Source organism: Haloarcula sp. S1AR25-4, from assembly GCF_031624555.1.
Lineage (GTDB): Archaea > Halobacteriota > Halobacteria > Halobacteriales > Haloarculaceae > Haloarcula > Haloarcula pellucida.
In genome coordinates, this window is sequence record NZ_JAMQOR010000002.1 from 468,292 (window position 1) to 483,216 (window position 14,925).

The 14,925-nt window shown below is 65.9% G+C and carries 15 protein-coding genes; 7 read left to right on the forward strand and 8 right to left on the reverse strand.

The window, feature by feature from the left end:
• Positions 1-19 precede the first annotated feature (19 nt).
• Positions 20-811 (reverse strand): endonuclease/exonuclease/phosphatase family protein, encoded by a 792-nt coding sequence (locus tag NDI85_RS11080; protein WP_310915786.1) that lies wholly within the window; start codon positions 809-811, stop codon positions 20-22.
• An 87-nt stretch (positions 812-898) separates the two neighbouring features.
• On the opposite strand from NDI85_RS11080, the gene NDI85_RS11085 reads away from it, so the two are divergent.
• Both NDI85_RS11085 and NDI85_RS11090 read left to right on the forward strand, forming a co-directional pair.
• Positions 899-2,713 carry an ATP-binding protein gene (locus tag NDI85_RS11085; RefSeq protein WP_310915787.1) on the forward strand — a complete coding sequence of 605 codons (1,815 nt, stop codon included), beginning with the start codon at positions 899-901 and terminating at the stop codon, positions 2,711-2,713.
• Positions 2,714-2,782: 69 nt separating this feature from the next.
• Positions 2,783-3,487, forward strand: coding sequence for a Bax inhibitor-1 family protein (locus NDI85_RS11090; protein WP_310915788.1), 705 nt, complete (start codon positions 2,783-2,785; stop codon positions 3,485-3,487).
• A 51-nt stretch (positions 3,488-3,538) separates the two neighbouring features.
• Here NDI85_RS11090 and NDI85_RS11095 read toward each other — a convergent pair whose 3' ends face one another.
• Positions 3,539-3,721, reverse strand: a complete 183-nt coding sequence (locus tag NDI85_RS11095; RefSeq protein ID WP_188996604.1) for a hypothetical protein — start codon at positions 3,719-3,721, stop codon at positions 3,539-3,541.
• Positions 3,722-3,955: 234 nt separating this feature from the next.
• On the opposite strand from NDI85_RS11095, the gene NDI85_RS11100 reads away from it, so the two are divergent.
• The 3 genes from NDI85_RS11100 to NDI85_RS11110 are packed head-to-tail and all read left to right on the forward strand — an operon-like array spanning position 3,956 to position 6,232.
• Positions 3,956-4,966, forward strand: coding sequence for a DUF1611 domain-containing protein (locus NDI85_RS11100; protein ID WP_310915789.1), 1,011 nt, complete (start codon positions 3,956-3,958; stop codon positions 4,964-4,966).
• Positions 4,963-6,012, forward strand: coding sequence for a dipeptide epimerase (locus NDI85_RS11105; RefSeq protein WP_310915790.1), 1,050 nt, complete (start codon positions 4,963-4,965; stop codon positions 6,010-6,012). Before NDI85_RS11100 ends, NDI85_RS11105 begins: the two co-directional genes overlap by 4 nt.
• 58 nt (positions 6,013-6,070) lie before the next feature.
• Positions 6,071-6,232, forward strand: a complete 162-nt coding sequence (locus tag NDI85_RS11110; RefSeq protein ID WP_188996598.1) for a hypothetical protein — start codon at positions 6,071-6,073, stop codon at positions 6,230-6,232.
• A gap of 27 nt (positions 6,233-6,259) precedes the next feature.
• On the opposite strand, the gene NDI85_RS11115 is transcribed toward NDI85_RS11110, so the two are convergent.
• The 6 genes from NDI85_RS11115 to NDI85_RS11140 form a co-directional block, all read right to left on the reverse strand.
• On the reverse strand, positions 6,260-6,733 hold the full coding sequence (locus NDI85_RS11115) for a redoxin domain-containing protein (RefSeq protein ID WP_166972214.1): 474 nt from the start codon (positions 6,731-6,733) through the stop codon (positions 6,260-6,262).
• Positions 6,734-6,816: 83 nt separating this feature from the next.
• Complete coding sequence (locus NDI85_RS11120; protein ID WP_310915791.1) at positions 6,817-8,709, reverse strand: hypothetical protein; 1,893 nt, start codon at positions 8,707-8,709, stop codon at positions 6,817-6,819.
• A gap of 264 nt (positions 8,710-8,973) precedes the next feature.
• Complete coding sequence (locus tag NDI85_RS11125) at positions 8,974-9,486, reverse strand: gamma carbonic anhydrase family protein (RefSeq protein WP_188996594.1); 513 nt, start codon at positions 9,484-9,486, stop codon at positions 8,974-8,976.
• 47 nt (positions 9,487-9,533) lie between these two features.
• Positions 9,534-10,091: a hypothetical protein gene (locus tag NDI85_RS11130; RefSeq protein WP_188996592.1), complete on the reverse strand. Its 558-nt coding sequence runs from the start codon at positions 10,089-10,091 to the stop codon at positions 9,534-9,536.
• Positions 10,092-11,645 carry an ATPase domain-containing protein gene (locus NDI85_RS11135; protein WP_268239430.1) on the reverse strand — a complete coding sequence of 518 codons (1,554 nt, stop codon included), beginning with the start codon at positions 11,643-11,645 and terminating at the stop codon, positions 10,092-10,094. It abuts the gene before it with no gap.
• Between the two features lie 54 nt (positions 11,646-11,699).
• On the reverse strand, positions 11,700-12,131 hold the full coding sequence (locus NDI85_RS11140; protein WP_188996588.1) for a universal stress protein: 432 nt from the start codon (positions 12,129-12,131) through the stop codon (positions 11,700-11,702).
• 188 nt (positions 12,132-12,319) lie between these two features.
• On the opposite strand from NDI85_RS11140, the gene NDI85_RS11145 reads away from it, so the two are divergent.
• Both NDI85_RS11145 and thrS read left to right on the forward strand, forming a co-directional pair.
• Positions 12,320-12,886, forward strand: coding sequence for an HTH domain-containing protein (locus NDI85_RS11145; protein ID WP_310915792.1), 567 nt, complete (start codon positions 12,320-12,322; stop codon positions 12,884-12,886).
• 54 nt (positions 12,887-12,940) lie between these two features.
• Positions 12,941-14,869: a threonine--tRNA ligase gene (gene thrS / locus NDI85_RS11150; protein WP_310915793.1), complete on the forward strand. Its 1,929-nt coding sequence runs from the start codon at positions 12,941-12,943 to the stop codon at positions 14,867-14,869.
• The last annotated feature ends 56 nt before the right edge of the window (positions 14,870-14,925 follow it).

Sequence of the window (14,925 nt, forward strand, 5' to 3'; positions counted from 1 at the left end):
TCCGGGCGGCGTGGGCGGGTCAGAACCGGCAGTCGACGACCACGGGGAGGTGGTCCGAGGCGTAGTGGTCGTCGTCCCGGTCGGTGACGGCCGCCCAGCTATCCACCGCCACCCCCTCGCTGACGAACACGTGGTCGATGCCCATCTCCGGAACGAGGTCGTGAAAGTCCGTCCGCGTCGTCGTCGGGCCGTGCCGGACGGGTGTGCGGTCGCGGGCGTCCTCCAGCGTGCGCCCGTCGGGGAGCGTGTGGCCGTCCGTTCGCTGGTGGGCGGGGGCACCGACGACGCAGTTGAAGTCGCCGCTCAGGACGACCGCTTCGCCCTCGACGACGCGGTTTAGCCGCGACAACACGAGGTCGATGCCCTTCTCGCGCGCCTCGGCCCCGATGTGGTCGAGGTGGGTGTTCACCGCCAACAGCGCGTCCCCGGTCGCCCGGTCCCGGAGTCGCCCCCACGTCGCCACCCGGGGGTGTCGGGCGTCCCACCCGACGCTGCCCGGTGTCTCCGGTGTCTCCGAGAGCCAGAACGTGTCCGTCCCCTCACAGTCAAAACGCGCCGTCCGGTAGCCAATCGCCGTGTGCTCGCCGCCCGCTTCGACCGTATCGCGCGGGTCGCCGACCCAGTCGTACGTCGGGAGGAGCGTCTCCAGTTCCAATATCTGGTGTCTCTGTGCCTCCTGTACCCCGACGACGTCCGGGGCGTGGTACCGAATCGTCCCGGCGACGAGGCGGCGCCGATGGGACCAGTTGTCCAGTCCATCTTCGGGGGCGTCGTAGCGGACGTTGAACGACATCACCCGTACCGGTTCCATACCACCTCTCCAATACCCACGAGCGTAAGGTTTCACTTCCGCCACGCTGGGGAAAGGTGTTAATCCCCGGCTACCGTGGGTCCCGATATGTCCGACCTCGGGGATTTCACCGATTTCGACGGCGAGGACGCGGCCGACGACGAGGCGTCGGCTACCTCGTCTACCGGCACGGCCGACGAGACGGTCGCGGAGAGCGACGACGGGTTCGAAGACATCGACGTCGACCCGGTCGGTGCCGACAGCGGCCTCGGCGTGCTCTCGGCCGCCGACGGCCTGCGCATCAGCGAGGACGCCGAGGAGTGTCATCTCCGCGCGTACGTCACCGCCGCCAACCGCTCTGCGGTCCGCATCGGGAAGTACCTCCTCGTCCCCTATCCGGACGGCGAGCGCCTCTTCTGTCGCATCTCGGCGCTGGAGTACGCACAGGAGTTCCGCGCCGACGACGCCACGGAGATTCACGCCCGCCGCGCGATGCGCCAGCAGGGCATCGACGAACAGGACTTCAAGTTCATGGCGGAACTGGACCCCGTGGCGGTGCTGTATCAGGACGGCGACGAACTCAAACGGCGGATGACCGACCGGGTGCCCAAACCCGAGACCGTCGTTCGGGAGGCCACCGACAAGTCCGAGATAAAGACCGGCCTGAAGATTCCCGAGGACGGCGTCTTTCTGGGCCACCTCTCTGTCGGCGGCGAGAAGGTCAGGACCAGCGCCGAACCGCCGACCATCGACTACCGCCTGAAAGACGACTACGAGGACGGCGACCCCCTCGTCTTCCGGCACACGCTCGTCGCCGGTGGCACCGGGTCCGGGAAGACCCACAGTTCGAAGAACGTCCTCCGACAGTATCTGGGCCGCACCTACGAGATGACCGACGGGCGCTCGCCGGAACTGGCCGTCGTCCAGTTCGACCCGCAGGACGAGTACGCCCAGATGCACGACGACAACCCGAAACTGACCGACGAGTTCGCCCGGCGGTGCGAGCGAGAGGGGGTGGCCTACGGCGGCTACGACGACACCATCGCGTTCGTCCCGAAAGTCGCGGGCACCGAGTACAACGCCAGCCACCACCGCGCCGAACAGGTGGAGTTCACGGTTCCGTTCTCGCTCGTCTACGAGAACCCGTGGCTCATCGCCGGGTCCAGCCTCAACGACAACCAGTACGGGGCGCTGGTCAACACGTTCCTCAAGCGGTTCAAGCGCGAGTACGGGGAAAGCGGCACCTACGACCAGTTCCTCACCTTCTTAGACGACCCGGCGCTGAAGGAGGAACTCCACGAGGCCGGCGACGTCCACGAGGCCACCTTCGACGCCGTGAAGCGGCGGGTGCGCGGCTTCGGCGCCGTCTTCGACCAGGACGCCCGGCCCATCACCGACCAGATTACCCAACTCGTCCGGGACGGCGGCCTCACGGTCATCCCCACCTACCACATCACGGACTCGCGGACGGCCTCCACTATCGTACTCGCCGTCTCCAGTCTCCTCATCGACCAGAAACTCTCGAACGACCCCACCTACGACCGTATCAAGGAGACGCCGCTCGTCCTCGGGATGGACGAGGCACACAACTTCCTCACCGACGCCGACAGCGTACAGGCCCGGAAGGTCATCGGGAAGTTCACCGAGGCGGCCAAACAGGGCCGAAAAGAGCGGTTGGGCCTCTACCTCATCACGCAGGACCCCCAAGACATCGCCGACCCGGTGTTCAAGCAGATCAACACGACGATGGTGCTGAACTTGGGCGACGAGGACGCCATCAAGGCCGTGAACATCCCCAGCAACCTCGAATCGAAGGTCCCCTACATGGAGAAGGGCCAACGGGTCGTCTACTCCCCGGACAACTCCGAACCCGTCGAACTCATCGGCCTCTCGACGTGTGTCACCCGGCACGGGCGAGACTGACGACGCTTGTAGTTTTCGGCCGTCTGGGAGGGAAAAGGCCCATGTGTGACAGTCGAGTGGCTCTCAAACATGAGTAGCACCTTCGACCGCGGAACCCGCACCGTCGGGGCGACGGTCGACCGAAACATTAGCAAGATAATCGGGATGGGTACCGCGCTGGTCGCGGTCAACATCCTCGTGATGTTGGGGCTGTCTTACACGCCGATAGCACCGCTCGGCGCGGCGCTGTTCTCCAGTTTCTTCGTCGGCATCGCCGTCTTCGCCGTCACCGTCGGGGGCGGCTTCTGGATAGCGACGAAGGGCGTCGAGCGCGGGAATATGGGGCTGGCCGGCGCCGGCGTCCTCCTGATTCAGGGCGGCTACGGCCTGTTCGGCGCGGCGATACTGTACATCTACGGTGGTGGGGGGATCCGGATACCGGCGCTGGGTATCACCACCGTCATCACCGGCGCTATCACCGCCGTCATCGCCACCGTCGTCTTCAAGAGTAACTACGACTTCTCGGGGTGGCAACGCTATGCCTTCGGGTGTTTCATCGGCGGACTGGTCGTCGGCGCCGCCGGCGTGTTCCTGAGTCCGCTGCTGGTAGTCGTCGCCGGCCTCCTCTTTTTCCTCGGGTTTATCGTCGACCTGACCTACGAGATATGGGCCGTGCGCGAGAACCGCTACGCCAGCGACTTGCGCAACGCCATCGGTATCTACGTCGCCGTCATGGGCGTGTTCGTCCACGTCCTCCAGTGGGTCCTGCGAATCCTCTCGATGCTGGATCGGTGACACGGGCGCCTATCCACGGCGAAACGTGTCGCTGAACGGTTATCGAGAGCGTTATCGGCGCCGTCGCGACTCGCTCGTGTCACGCGGTGCCGTCTCGTCGTAGCCGGGCACTCGCGTCCGAACGGTGGCGAAAAGCGGGACGCCGAGCAACATCCCGAACGTCAGCCCGAGCAATCCAAGCGTGACGGCGATGTCTGCGAGCGGTTCACTCGACGGGGGGAGTATCGAATACATGCGGTGGCCGGACGTCTCTGTGCGGGGTTGGTTGGCCGCGAAGATATTCTTTCTCCACGACGATAATTAGTCATAGTTTACGCGTTAGCACGGCTGATACTGCGTGCCCCCGGTCGCGTCGCCGCGTCGACGACGCTCAGACCACACAACTGCGACGGACTGTCGGCCACCGGCAGTCCGTAGACGCGACCGTCCGACCATACCTTTAGGCCCGGGGACCGCGACAGTTCTCGTATGCAGGTCGCCGTCCTCGCCCACGAATCGTTCCCCGACCGTGCCAAGACGGCCGTCGGGTTGCTCCGCTACGGTGACCACGAAGTCCGCGCGCTGGTCGACAGAGAACACGCCGGCAAGCACGTCGCCGACGTTCTTCCCGGGGTGCAGGACGCCCCCATCGTCGCGTCGATGGACGACGTGCCGGAGGTCGATGCACTACTCATCGGTATCGCTCCCATCGGCGGTGCGTTCGACGAGTCCTGGCGAGACGACGTGCGGACGGCGCTGGAACGCGGCTGTGACGTCCTCGCGGGACTGCACGACTTCCTCGAAGACGACGACGAGTTCGTCCGCCTCGCCGAGGAACACGGCGGCGAACTCCACGACCTCCGGAAACCGCCCGACGACCTCACCGTCGCCGAGGGCACCGCCGGCGAGGTCGACGCCACCGTCGTCACCACCGTCGGCACCGACTGCTCGACGGGGAAGATGACCGCCTCCTTCGAGATACGCGACGCGGCCCGCGAACGGGGGCTGGACGCCGCCGTGGTGCCGACGGGCCAGACCGGCGTCGCCATCACCGGGTGGGGTATCGTCGTCGACCGGGTCATCGCCGACTACGCCGCCGGCGCCGTCGAACGTCTCGTCGAGACGCCCGAAGACAAAGACGTGCTCATCGTCGAAGGACAGGGCGCGCTCGCCCACCCGGCGTACTCCGGGGTCACGACGAGCATCCTCCACGGCTCGGCCCCGGACGCGCTGGTGCTGTGTCACAACGCCGGACAGGAAGCGATTCACGGCTACGAGTCGTTCGCCATCCCGCCGCTGGACGAGTACGTCGACATCTACGAGCGACTCGCGGCCCCGATCTCGGATGCGACCGTCGACGCCGGGATGCTGAACACCAGCGCCCTCGACGCGGCGGACGCGGTGGACGCGGTTGCCACGTATCGCGAGGCGTTGGGCGTCCCGGCGACGGACCCGGTTCGTGACGGCGTCCCCGACGAGGTGCTCGACGCAATCCTATGAAGTGGCACGTCGAACGGTACGACCTCCCGCTCTCGACGCCGTTCGGTATCGCCCGGCGGACCAGCGAGACGACCAGCACCGTCGTCGTCGAACTCACCCACGATGGCACCACCGGCGTCGGCGCGGCGACGCCGACGGAGTACTACGGCGAGACGCCCAGTAGCGTCGCCGAGACGCTCCCGGACCTGCTGACGACGGTCGAAACCGTGGGTGACCCGCACGCGGGCCAGCGCATCGAGCGCCGCTTGCACGAGCAGGCCCCCCACCAGCCGGCAGCCCGCACGGCCGTCTCCATCGCGCTGGCCGACCTCGCGGCCCGTGCCCTCGACGTCCCCCTGTACCGCCAGTGGGGACTCGACCCCGAGCGGGTACCACCGACCTCCTACACCGTCGGTATCGACCCGCCCGAGCGGATGGCCGAGAAGGCCGTCGCCGCCGTCGAAGCCGGGTTCTCGACGCTGAAGGTGAAACTCGGCACCGACGCTGACCGGGACCGGTTCGAGGCGGTCCGAGAGGCGGTCCCCGACGCCGACATCCGGGTCGACGCGAACGCGGCGTGGGACCCCGAGCAAGCGGTCACGGCAGCCGGGTGGCTCGAAGACGCGGACGTGACGATGCTCGAACAACCGGTCGCCGCCGACGACATCGAAGGCCTCCGGCGGGTCACGCGGTCGACGGCGATGCCGGTGTGTGCCGACGAGTCCTGCGTGGTCCCGACGGACGTCCCGCGGGTCGCCGACGCCTGCGACGTCGTCAACGTGAAACTCGTCAAGTGCGGTGGCCTGCGGGCCGCGACGCGCCTCGTCCACGCCGCCGACGCCCATCGCCTCGCGACGATGCTCGGGTGCATGGTGGAGTCGAACGCCGCTATCGCCGCCGCGGCGCACCTCGCACCGCTGGTCGATTACGCCGACCTCGACGGCGCACTCCTCCTCGACGACGACCCCTACGACGGCGTCCCTATCGACGACGACGTCTTCGAACTGCAGGCCGTCGAATCGGGGACCGGCGTCCGGCCGAACCCCGGATTCGACGGCGGGGACTGACACCGACCCTGCATACGAAAGCCGGAGTGTTACCCCGCGGGAGCGTCAAGCCGTCCACATGCCCGAGTACTGTGACAACTGCGGGACCGAACTGGATCCATCACAAGCGCGCCACCAGCGCTACATGGTCGAACACGTCTCCGAGGACGTCGCCACGCTGGAAGGAGCGTTCTGCTCGGACTGCTTCTACGAGTTCGAAGCGTGGCTGGACGCGGCGTGACGGAACGGTATCTGCTTCGTGGCCGATTCAGGCGCTCTCGGCGGCGTCGAGCAGTTCCTCGTAGTCGGGTTCGTTGGTCGGGTCGTCGGCGACCCAACTGTAAGAGACGTCGCCGTCGTCGTCGACGACGAACACGGCGCGGTTGGCGACGCCGTGCAGGCCGAGGTCACCGATGTCGATCTCGAGGTCGTAGTCCTGAATCGCCTCGCGACTCATGTCGCTGACGAGGTCGAACGACAGGTCGTGTTCGTCGCGGAAGGCGTTGAGCGAGAACGCCGAGTCCGCGCTCAGACCGAGGACCGTCGCACCGGCGCCCTCGAAGTCTTCGAGGTGTTCCTGCAGTGCGACCATCTCGTTCGAACACGGCGGCGTGAACGCCCCGGGGAAGAACGCGAGCACGACGGGACCGTCGCCGACCTGCTCGTCGAGTTCGAACGTCTCTACCTCTCCGTTCGCGACTGTCGCCGAGATGTTCGGCGCGGAATCGCCTGTGGATACCATCGGCTGTTCGTTATCGCTTGAGCCGAATAAATGGTAGTAACCCGGGAACCACTGCCCACAGTCCGGGCGACGCCCTGACGCGGTTACACCCACTCGGCGAACTCGTGGTGCTCGCGACTACACTCGAAGTAGTCCCGTTGCATCGCCGCGATAGCGGCGGTGAGGTCGTACCCGTCGTTCAGGTACGACCGAACGCGGTCTATCTTCCACGAACTCGGCGTCTCGCCGGCCTCGTAGCGCCGCTCGATGGGGTCGACGTACTCGTCGATTCGTTCCTCCGGCACGTCCTGTTCGGCGAGGCCGAGGCGTGCGTAGTGGAACACCTCGTCGAAGATGACGTCGCGGTCGGTGGTGCGCTCGCCGTGGCTGGTGACCCACGCGAGGTCGGCGTCCAGTCCGTCCTCGGCGGCGGCATAGAAACTCCGACGGGCCTCCTGCCACGGCAGTTCGGCCAGCGGGTGGTCGGCGGCGACGAGGCCGCGGATGAGACCGACCGTCAGCGCCTGTAAGCCGATCATGTCCGTGACGTGGGGTTGCGTCGGCAACGGCCGGTACTCGATGCGGAGCGAGCGCTCGCTGGCGGCCCCGTCGACGGCCGTGCCGCCGATAACACAGCGGAGCCACCGCCAGTAGGTCCCTCGCTTGTGGTCGAACTCCCAGAACTCGTCCTCGAAGCCGTTCCGGTCGTCGTCTTCCAGCCACTCCCGCAGGAACGGGGCGAACAGGTCGTCTGCGACCACCCGGTCGACCACGTCGGTCACTGTGTCGATGTCCTCGGGCACCCGGACCTTCGGGTTCTCGCTGGTGTTGACCGACTGCTCGAAGGCGGCGATGCGGAGTTCGTGGTGGGTTTGCTCACAGAGCCACTCGCCGTCGACGCCGTCGTACATGTCCGCCGGGAGGAACGGCGAGTTCACCGAGATGGCGAGCAACGGCCCGAGCGTCCGGATGGCGGCGTTGTAGTAGGCCGGGAACGCGTCGCTGTCGGGAATCTGGAGGTGTGGCTGGATGGAGGTGGCCAGCGACTCGAAGAGGATCGTCGGGAACGCGCCGTCGTAGCCGGGCACGTCGAACGGAATCTCGCCGCCAGCGTGCCGGAGCGCCTCGTTGTCCAGCGCGACGTATCGCGGGGCCTGTCGCATGTTCTCGGCGAGTACCACGCCGTCGCGGTCCTCGTGATCCGAGAGGTAGGACTCGCTGCCCTCCTCGGGGGGAATCGTCCACATCGCGTCCAGTACGAGTTCGCAGTGCTGGTTGCTCGCCTGCGCGCGGGCCTGCTTGGTCTGCATCTCGACGGCCGTGGTCTGGACCTCCATGCCCGTCTGATCGAAACTGTTCGGTTCGGTGTTGACCTCGGCGTTGTGCAGGCCGAGTTCCTTGTTCGCCTCGCCCTCGAAGACGACGTCGGGCAGGCGCGTGAGTCGCCCCTCCCACTCGTCGGGGTCCATGTAGGGGCCGTCCTCGTCGGCCACCGCCTCGACCGCCGGTTCCCCCTCGTCTTCGGGCGTCTCCGGGCCGTCGTCGGCGAGCGGGCTGTCGGGATCGATATCGAGCGACGGCCCCTCGCCGGGGCCGAACCGGTCGTCGCCGTCGTCGGTATCGTCGTCTGTGTCCGACGAATCGTCGGGTGCCAGCGGATCGTCGTCCGTCGGGTCGAGCGAGGCCCCGCCCCCGTCGGCGGGTTCCGCCGGGGCGTCGAGGGACCCGTCCCACGCGTTTCCGCCGCCGCCCGAGAGGTCGGCGTCTAGGTCGCTCTCGTCCAGTGTCTCCTCGTCCTCGTCGGGTTCGGGTGGCTCCGGGACACTGTTGATAGCGTACAACTCGATTTCGAGGCCGACGGAGAACGACTCGTTGTCGAACTCCCCTGTCTCGATTGCGGTCCGTAGCTGTGCCGCCTGGTCGTCGACCCGGTCGGCGAACTCCTCGTACGTCTCGTCAGCCAGCGAGCGGCGCACCAGGTCGACGATGTCGTCCATACCGTGAACTGTGGCGGTTCTTCCCTTATAACTACCCCGTCGTCGGCGAAGGTTTCGGCCGCGTTCGCGCTCCACGGCACCCTCCGGTCGGCGTTCCGCGTCCGCACTTCGCGACTGCTCCACGGCTCCCTCCGGTCGCCGTTCCGCTTCGAGGGCCGACTCCCTCACTGTCGTTCGGTCGTCGCCCCTCGCTACTCCTCGCGGGTCGCTCCGTTCCCCGCTCGCGGTTCCGAGGGCCGCTCACTTCGTTCGCGCCCCTCGCTACTACTCGAACAGGTCCTCGTGGCGCGCGGCGAGGTTCGCGTAATCCCCAGAGGAGAACGCCTCGAACACTTCGTCGGGGTCGATAGTCGTCTCCGAGAGCGGCGTCACCTGCGCCGGACTCCCGCGGACGAACGACTCGGCCGGCACCTCGTAGCCCGGCGGGACGACGGTGCCCATCGCGACGATAGAGCCCTTGCCGATGACGGCGTCGCTGACGGTGGAGTTGAACCCGATCAGCGCGCCGTCTCTGACTTCCGCGTCGTTGAGGACGGCCCCGTGACCGACCATCACCTTCTCACCGACCGTCGAGGCGTGGAGGATAGCGCCGTCGCCGATGGCCGTCTCGCGTCCCACTTCGACCGGGGCGACGTCGCCACGGAGGACACAGCCCGGCCAGACGTTGGCGTTCGGGCCGATCGTCACGTCTCCGACCACGGTCGCTTCTCGACTGACGTGTGCGTAGCCGTGGATGTCCGGCGCCGCCCCCTCGAACTCGTATTCGCGACTGTCCATATGCGATACAGCGTGTTGCCCATCCGAAAAGATACCGGTCAGGCGGGTCAGGTGTGGTCGACGGCATCGTCGAACAGCGGTTTCAGGCGGCTGATCGTCTGGTCGTCGTGTGCGGCGGGGTCTACGTGGAAGTGCCCGACGGCGTCCACCTCGCGCAGCTGTCCGGCGAGCATGTGGAGGAACTTGAACGCCGACTGCAAGTCGACGAACTGGAGCAGTTCGGTCAGCGAGTCGAAACAGGCGACCAGTTGCATGCTGTCGTCGTGGTCGGTGAGGTAGTTGTTCAGCCGCATCCCCAGACCGGTCGGGTCGTTCGGGTTCGCCGTCGTGACGAAGACGTTGTCGGGCACGTCGTGGTCGTCCCCTCGGAGCCCCCCGTGGTCGCCGACGACGACGATGCCCATCCGCGCCGGCAGGTCGCCGTGATGCTCGCGCCAGTCGGCGATCAGTTCGGGCGGCGCGGCGGAGTACGTGACCTGCAACACGTCGAGGGTCTCGGGCGGGGCCGGTGCCAGCAGGTCCAGACACGTCTCCTGCTTGCTCGAACTCAGAGACGGTGCAGACACGAGGACGTTCGTCCCCGGACGAGCACCCGTCTGATCCATCTACTGGGCACCCCCGTCCCCGTCGAGCGTCGCCGCCGTGGACCCCGCACCCGGCGGTTGCTGGACGCGCATGTACGGTTTGTCCTCGATGTACTCGACGAGTCGCGTCGACCCCATGTAGCCGCTGGGCGACTTCTGGAGTTCGATGTACTGGAGGCCGTTGTCGGTCACCCACGTCTTCAGCGTCTGCCACGACCCGTTCTCGTAGAAGGCGGCGAGTTCGTCGTCCAGCGTCGCGGGGTTGAACAGGTACATCGTCGTGTCGCCCTCGCGATAGAGGTTCTCCTCCTCCCAGAAGCGCATCTGTCGGAGTTCGTCGTCGTCCAGCACCGGCAGTTGCGCCTCGACGTTGAGGACGGTGAACATCGACTGGTCGCCCCGCCTGTCGTCGACCGTGCGAAACACCGACGCGGGGTTGTCCGTGTCGTGTTCCTGCGGTTTGAACACGTTGCGTTTGGTGTTCTCCCAGATGTTGGCGAAGTCGATGAGGAACAACTGGTCGGTCGCCAGCAACTCCTCCATGTCACCGATGCGCTCGTCGATGATGCTGCGCAGGCGCTTGGGCGGGAGTTCCACCGGGGGGACGATGGTGATAGCGCTCCCGTCGTCGCGGGCCTCTACGAGCAGGTTCGTCAGGATGGAGTGGGGACTCGCCCGACCGTCGTGTTCCAGTAAGAGCGTCCCGCCCTGGACGATGCCGCCGCCCATGAGGTGGTCCAGCCCCGGGATACCCGTCGACATGTGGTCGCCGGGGACGAACTCGCCGGGGTGGGTCCGGAGGCGCGGTGCGACGCGCAACCCCTCGTGGGTGAACGACACCTCGTGGACGCGTGTATCGTGGTCGACGCCGCGCATCTTCACCACCTCGATAAAACGGTGGTAGTCGCCGCCGACGTTCTCCCGCCAGAGGCGGAGGACGCCGTGGGTGTTGAACTGGACGGCGTCGCTCGCGGCCACCGTCTTGACGTCGTCCTGCATGAGGTCCGGTTGGGACTCCTCGGCGGTGAACAGCGCCGTCGCGTCGAACTCGTCGTTGAGCAACCGGATGAAGTCGAGCAACGTCCGCCGGAACACGTCCTGGTTCTCGCCGATGGCCGAGAGCCCCGAGACGGAGTCGAGGACGACCCGGTCGACGGGCCCGAACTGTTCGAGGTAGCGCGTGATGTACTTCGACTCGAAGGGGGCCGAGTAGTCGCCACCGAGCATCTTCCCGCCTTCCAGCGTCTCCAGCGTGAGTTCGCGTTCGTCGCCGCCCTCGACGGTCTGACCCGGCGTCGCGTGAATCGACGTGACCGTCAGGTCGTCGTCGTGGAGGTCGAACGCGAAGTCCGCAAACGCGTCCGATAGCTCTTCGAACGTCTGTTCGGTGCTGATGTACAGGCACTCCTCGCCGCGGTCGAGCCCCGCCTGCAGGAATTGCATGGCGAGCGTCGATTTGCCCGTGCCCGGACCGCCGGTGACCAACACTGTGCGGCCCTTCGGAAGGCCACCGTCGAGGATACTGTCTAGCGTCTCGCTACCGGTGGGTACCGACATCGTAGTCTCTGTCCTCAGTTGGACAGCACGTGGTAAATGCGTAGTGCCAAACTATCAGGACTGAGACTGTCCTCACTCGATGTGGACGACGAGGACGGGCACCGGCGAACTCTCGACGACGCGTTCGGTGACGCTCCCGAGGTTCGCCACCCGGTCACGACCGGTCCGGCCGTGGGTCCCCATCACGACGAGGTCGATGTCCTCGTCGGCAGCGTACTGCGTGATAACCTTGTGTGGGATGCCCTCCTCCATCCGCGTCACGGTTTCGAGGGCTGCCTCCTCGCCGCCGACCGCGATGTCGTCGAGCGCTACCTCTCCCTCCTCGCGGAGCGAGTCGCGGACGTCGTCTTGCGTGTCCTTATCGGCCGCGAGGAAGAGGCGTCTGTCGACGACGTAGAGGCCGTGCAACACCGCGTCGTTGTCGCGGGCAATCGAGACGGCGTGTGCGAGCGTCTCGGTCGTCCCCGAACTGCCGTCGGTCGCGACGAGTACCTTATCGTACATCGGCACGTCGATACTGCGTCCCGACGATACATAGTACTCCCTGTTGGCACACCACACGACTACGCTCGGGACGGCCTGACTCCACCGTCCGACGACCGGCGAGTTACCATCGTTCAATCGAACGGCCGTTCCGGCATGACTTGTCAACTAGTGGAATTTTATCAGAGGGAATCATGTGTGGTACCACGATGCAAGGGAGTGACCTGCCGGCGGGCCGATCTGTCGAACTGTACGTTCGTTCGCTGCTACCAGAGGGGTACCACCAGTCACAGGAGTGTATCCTCGAACACGTGACGGAACTGGTCGAGACAGAGACATTCACCGACCGACAGGTGCACGTCTGGGGGCAACAGGTGCCAGCGACGGCCGAATCGGCCCAAACGACCGTCGGAGAGTACGTCCTCGACCGCGTCACCGTCTTCCGGGAGTGGGCGGCGGCCAACGGGTGCTCGCTGTCACCGGCGTTCGAACTTCGGGAGGTCGACGACATGCTCGTCGACGACCAGTTCCGTGCCATCCGATTCCCGTCTGTATTGCTCGTAGAGTTCCTCGGGGACTCACTCGTCTGTGTCTCGCCTCACGCCGTCGACGGCGACGTCACCACGGTTCCCGGCCGCCTCGATGCGCTCGAATCCGGCGACCAACGGCAGTTCGACCCGCTCGACGCAACGGCCGTCGAGGCGTCTCCGGACCGGGACGACCGGCCACGGCCCCCTCGCGAGGGCGACGAGGAAGAACTCCTGACGACTGAATGAGTCGCCGTCCGCGTCTCAATACACTTATCCCCGGCCGCTATCGTATCCACGGGTATGAGTACGGTCACGGTCACGCTGCCGGACGGGTCCACCTTAGAGATGGATGCCGGCAGTACGGTCGAAGACGTCGCCTACGAAATCGGACCGGGACTCGGTGACGACACCGTCGCGGGCGTCGTGGACGGCGAGTTGGTCGACAAGCACACCCCCATCGAGGAGGACGTCGAACTGGTCATCGTCACACCGAGCAGCGACGAGTACGTGGACGTGCTTCGGCACTCCGCCGCCCACGTCTTCGCGCAGGCGCTTCAGCGGGAGTTCCCCGAGGCGACACTGACTATCGGACCGTGGACCGACGACGGGTTCTACTACGACGTCACCGACGTCGACTTAGACGAGGACGACCTCGAAGACATCGAGGCCGAAGCGGAGGCCATCATCGAGGAGGACTACGACATCGAACGCGAACTCCTCGACCGCGAGGACGCCCTCGAACGGTACGAGGACAACCCGTTCAAGCAGGACATCCTCGAAGCCGAGGCCGCCGGCGAGGAGCGCGTCTCCTTCTATACGCAAGGGGAGTTCTACGACCTCTGTCAGGGCCCCCACGTCGAGTCCACCGGCGAAATCGGCGGGTTCGCCCTGCTCGAAATCTCGGCAGCCTTCTGGCGCGGCGAGGAAGACAACGAGACGCTCACCCGCGTCTACGGCACCGCCTTCCCCACGCAGGACGAACTCGACGAGTACCTCGAACGCCGTCAGAAGGCCCAAGAGCGCGACCACCGCAAGATCGGACAGGAGATGGACCTGTTCTCCATCGACGACACCACCGGGCCGGGCCTCCCGCTGTACGAACCCAACGGGAAGAAGATTCTCAACGAACTGTCGGACTACGCCGCCGAACTCAACCGCGACGCCGGCTACGACGAGATCGAGACGCCCCACGTCTTCCGCACCGAACTGTGGAAGAAGTCCGGCCACTACGAGAACTACGTCGACGACATGTTCCTGCTGGACGTCAACGACGAGGAGTACGGCCTCAAGCCGATGAACTGTCCGGGCCACGCGACCATCTTCGATCAGAAGTCCTGGAGTTATCGGGACCTCCCGGTCCGCTACTTCGAGGACGGGAAGGTCTACCGGAAAGAACAGCGCGGCGAACTCTCGGGGCTCTCCCGGACGTGGGCCTTCACCATCGACGACGGCCACCTGTTCGTCCGCCCCGACCAGATAGAACAGGAGGTGCTTGCGACGGTGGACATCATCCTCGATACGCTGGATACGTTCAACCTCGACTACACCGTCCAGTTCGCCACCCGGCCCGAGAAGTCCGTCGGCGGCGACGAGATCTGGGAACGTGCCGAATCCCAACTCGAATCTGTCCTCGAAGAACAGGACATCGACTACGCGGTCGAACCCGGCGACGGCGCCTTCTACGGCCCGAAGATAGACTTCGCCTTCGAGGACGCTTTGGGCCGTAACTGGGACGGTCCGACGGTCCAACTGGACTTCAACATGCCCGAGCGCTTCGACCTGACCTACACGGGCGAGGACAACGAGGACCACCGCCCGGTGATGATCCACCGCGCGCTCTACGGCAGTTACGAGCGGTTCTTCATGGTGCTGACCGAACACTACAACGGGAAGTTCCCGCCGTGGCTCGCCCCGGAACAGGTCCGCATCCTCCCGGTTTCGGACGACAACATCCCGTACTGTGAGGAGTTACAGGACGAACTGGGCGAGTTCCGCGTCGAAATCGAGGACCGTTCGTGGACCGTCGGCCGTAAGATTCAGCAGGCCCACGACGACCGAGTGCCCTACATGCTCATCATCGGCGACAACGAGGAAGACGCCGGCAACATCTCGGTGCGCGACCGCAAGGAGCGCGAGGAGACGGAGATCGACCTCGACGAGTTCCGCGACCACCTCGAAACCGAGGTCGAACAGCAGCGCACCGCCGTGACGTTCCTCGCCGGTCGGTAACGAACCGGCCCCGACCGCCGTGGCTGTGACTGCATCACAGCAAGGCGGTCCCTTTT